Genomic DNA, 3,536 nt, shown 5'->3' on the forward strand with positions numbered 1-3,536 from the left:
CGGCTGGCTGCACTACTACAACCATCACCGGCCCCACACAGCCTGCAGCAACCAGCCGCCCTTCTCACGATTGACCAACGTGTCCGGTCAGTACAGCTAGATACTCGGATTAAGGGGTTCGTCATGCGCGAGGAGCTAGTCATGCTCACCACTGCCGATCTTCCGTGCGCAACATTCGCCAGCTTCTGCGACACGCAGAACCAGTCGTTTTCTAGCGCTCCCGCAACAAGGCCGCGACGGCTCTCACCGATTCGGAGTCGTCCTGCCAACGCTGCCCAAACCGGGAACAAGCATGAAACTTGACTACACCTGCTTCCTTAGCCGCCGCCTCTACCTCGGCCCAAGCGTTCCCCAAATCCTCCAACGCTGCCGGCGACAGTAGAGCATCTTCCACAGGACTCACGTGACACGCGGACATAGTTGTCCCCGCCGAGTAATCTACTGCTTCTCGTGGGGTTATCTTGTCGATCCAATAGTTGAACAGGCGAAGCACTTTCATGCCCCCAGCCTAAGCCTGCTAACTCAGCGCGCAGGCCTGTTCCGTATGTGCTCGCCAGCGCTTACTAAGATTCGTTCCTTGTCCCGTTATGCTCCGGTCTATGAACGACATGCCGAACCTCGTGTGGGCTTGTTGAAGTGGTCTACCAACAGTCTCAGCCGTTTCAGTTCTGCCAGTTCTCGATCGGGGCCCGATGACGAGTGAATGCGCTCTTTCACTGCCAGCAGTTCGGCCACCTTGGCGGGATGGCGGGGTCCACGATGTCGAACTAGACGCCGGCCTTGACGAACGAATCCTTCGTCTTCATGCACTGCCAGCAACCCTCTGGCTTGATGTACAGCGGGAGCGTCATTAATCCGTCACCCTTAGATACAATAGGTTTATTAGTACTAATAGTACTATCTATGCACAAGGGTTTCCTTAGTCCAGAGGGCGTCCGAGGCGACCACTTTTAGGTGCAGCTCCTTTGTACGGACGACCGTTGTTGTACTTCTTTTCGAGCCGTTCGAGTTCGGCTTCCATCACAGCGGCATGGAAATCCGAGAAGCTGCGATGGTCCTCCAGATGGGCCGTCGCTTGGAACGCTCCCCTGACTCTCGCTGCCAGCTCGGCGTCCTGGTAGTAGGCGACCTTCGTCTTCTTGCTCGATGGACTGGGTGCCGGCGACTGTGCTCGAGAAGCTGATGTCGTCGTTGACGGAGCCTGGTCGGCCGGAACGCTTGGTTCCGGTTGCGTTGCTGCGGTCACCGGAGACTTGCCGGCCAGCGTGGACTTTCGGGGTGCTGCGCGGTTAGCCATGGTGTTACTTCCTCTCCATTAGTACGTCGAGATAGCTGTCATACAGAGCGGCGAGTTCCAGCCCGTCAGCTCCTAGTTCGTCGAGTCCTTGTGCTGCTTCGGCTGAATCGGCGATGATCGCACGTTTGGGCATTGGCGGTTGCAGGAGTGGAAGGCCCCGAGCTGTAGTGGCTTCTTGGATCTGCTCTGCCCAGTGGGCTCCCCCGATGGTGCGCGACTCGTGCTGGTTGACGAGGATGCCAGCGATCCGGAGCTGGGGGTTATAGTGCGCCTGTACAGCGGCGATGGTGTCGAGGAGCTTGGCGAGCCCATTGGCGCTCCAGAGCTTCGACTGGGTGACGACCACGACTCCGGTAGCTGCGGTGAGGCTGTTAATCGTGAGAGTGTCCAAGCTCGGTGCACAGTCGATGAGGACGAGGTCGTAATCGTCGTGCACTTTATGCAGGGCGTCTTTCAGCCTGGCTTCTCGCCCCGCCCCGGCCACGACAAGTTCGTCGCGGACCACTCCGAGCGTCTCCCCTGCTGTAGGGACGACGGACAACCCATCCCAGATACCGTCGATGACGACGTCATTGATTGTGTCTGACGCTCTCGCGCTGAGGACGTCAGCGAGGCCCGCGGCATCGTCTCCTACCTCCTCTGTCAGAACGCTCGTGATGTTGCCTTGTGGGTCAGCATCGACCACGAGGACCCGGAGTCCCTTGGTGACCGCGCTGCGGGCGAGATGAAAGGTTGTCGTGCTCTTGCCCACTCCCCCTTTCTGGTTACACAGGGCGAGGATTTGCGCGACCATGGTTCTCCTTCGGTAGGGGCACTAGTAATAATAGAACTAATATACACAACAGTACTGTTGGTGTCATCAGAAGTATTAGGAATTGAGTATTCGAGGCCCTCAGTAAAGCCCTCACCACCTGATCCAAGGCGGTGGGGAAAATACTACTATTAGTACTTATGGGGATAGGGTTCCTGCGTCGTAGCCTCCAAAGGGGGAGCGGCCGGGGACGTGGCGGGTTCCCATGGGCTGGCGGAAGGTTCGTACGGGGGCTCCCTCGATCTGCCACTTGGTGGGGTAGTCGTCGGGGATCTTCCATGGGCCGCCTTGGCTTTTGCGGGTGATGGTGGGGAGGTTCCGCCATCCGTTCCAGCAGTGGTCGAGGTGTTCCTCGACGGCGGCGTTCTCACTGGCGTGGATGCCGGTGACGTGGCCGCATCCTTCGCAGTGCATCCGATAGAGCAGGTCACCGACGCAGGAGCATGTGGCGGGGTAGTAATGGTCGCAGCGGGTGTCGGCACTCATCAGGACGGTGGGGTGGCCGCCGGTGAGGGTGCGGTTGTTCCCGAAGTCGTTTCCGTTGCAGTGCCACATGTGGGATTTACCCCAGATTCCGAGGTTCCCGTGTTCGATCCTCCAGCGTTCGCAGGCTTTGTGGTGCTCTTCGGGTGTGTAGGAATCGACGGTGAAGCTGAGAGGGGCGGTGATGGGCTCTGCGAGGGTCAGGAGGTCAAACATGTCGAGCTGGTTGTTGATCTGAGGGGTGATCCGGCTGGGACGCGAGCGGGTCGTGGTGGTCATGGTGTGGTTCCTCTCCATCGCTTTTTGCTGCTGGCGAGCTTGTCTCGCTGCTCTCCGCGGAGAGCTGTCTACCCGTAGGGCCACCGGGCCCAGAAGTTTTTCCAGGAATAAGCGCAGCGCCTGGGAAAAGTTGTGGGTGCGTGGCGGCGTAGCCGTAGAAAGGTCGGAGGGAGTGCGTACGCTCTTCGGGCAGCTGCAAAAAGGTGTTGATCGTGGAGCTGAGCGTCAGCGAAGTGCTGGTAGGACTGCGTAGCGGGACTGGTCGGGGGAGTACTGGGGCGGTCGGTGTCCCGTCCGCTGGCTGTCGGTGCGTCTGGGTAGAGTCGGCGCGTGCTATTTACGGGAACGATCCGCTGCGGCGATGACATGGACACGATCGACCACATCGGCGCTGAGGGTGCCGATTACGCGGCCGCGCGAGCCACGCTGGTTGACCGCTTCCCGACGGGTACAAAATCATTGCGATCCGGACGGATCAGTGACTGCTGAATCAGCTCCTGAACCGCCGGTACCCGTTCCGGTGCCGCGTCCTGGGTGGCATGGTATCCCGCCGAGTGCTGACCGGTTCGTTGCTCCGCTGCAACTCGAGGAACCCGACGACGTCGTGACTGAGCCGGCGAAGGCTCTCCCGATCTGGGTGGAGCTCGAGTACTCGGGGGGGGGGGC

General features: G+C 59.8%; 3 protein-coding genes. All 3 read right to left on the reverse strand.

The genetic code is table 11. The features are described from left to right. Positions 1–919: 919 nt before the first annotated feature. A complete protein-coding gene (locus ACIQCY_RS16930; RefSeq protein WP_400485026.1) occupies positions 920–1,297 on the reverse strand; it encodes a hypothetical protein in 378 nt (125 codons plus the stop codon). 4 nt (positions 1,298–1,301) lie between these two features. Then, entirely contained in the window at positions 1,302–2,090 is a 789-nt protein-coding gene (locus ACIQCY_RS16935; protein ID WP_400485027.1) for a ParA family protein, read from the reverse strand. 156 nt (positions 2,091–2,246) lie between these two features. Then, positions 2,247–2,870, reverse strand: a complete 624-nt coding sequence (locus tag ACIQCY_RS16940) for a DUF6349 family protein (RefSeq protein WP_400485028.1) — start codon at positions 2,868–2,870, stop codon at positions 2,247–2,249. Positions 2,871–3,536 lie beyond the last annotated feature (666 nt).

This window comes from Arthrobacter sp. NPDC092385, assembly GCF_044755105.1.
GTDB lineage: Bacteria > Actinomycetota > Actinomycetes > Actinomycetales > Micrococcaceae > Arthrobacter_D.

Coding starts and splice junctions, on each gene's coding strand:
- ACIQCY_RS16930 (WP_400485026.1), bottom strand. CDS start 1,297: ATGGCTAACCGCGCAGCACCCCGAAAGTCCACGCTGGCCGGCAAGTCT.
- ACIQCY_RS16935 (WP_400485027.1), bottom strand. CDS start 2,090: ATGGTCGCGCAAATCCTCGCCCTGTGTAACCAGAAAGGGGGAGTGGGC.
- ACIQCY_RS16940 (WP_400485028.1), bottom strand. CDS start 2,870: ATGACCACCACGACCCGCTCGCGTCCCAGCCGGATCACCCCTCAGATC.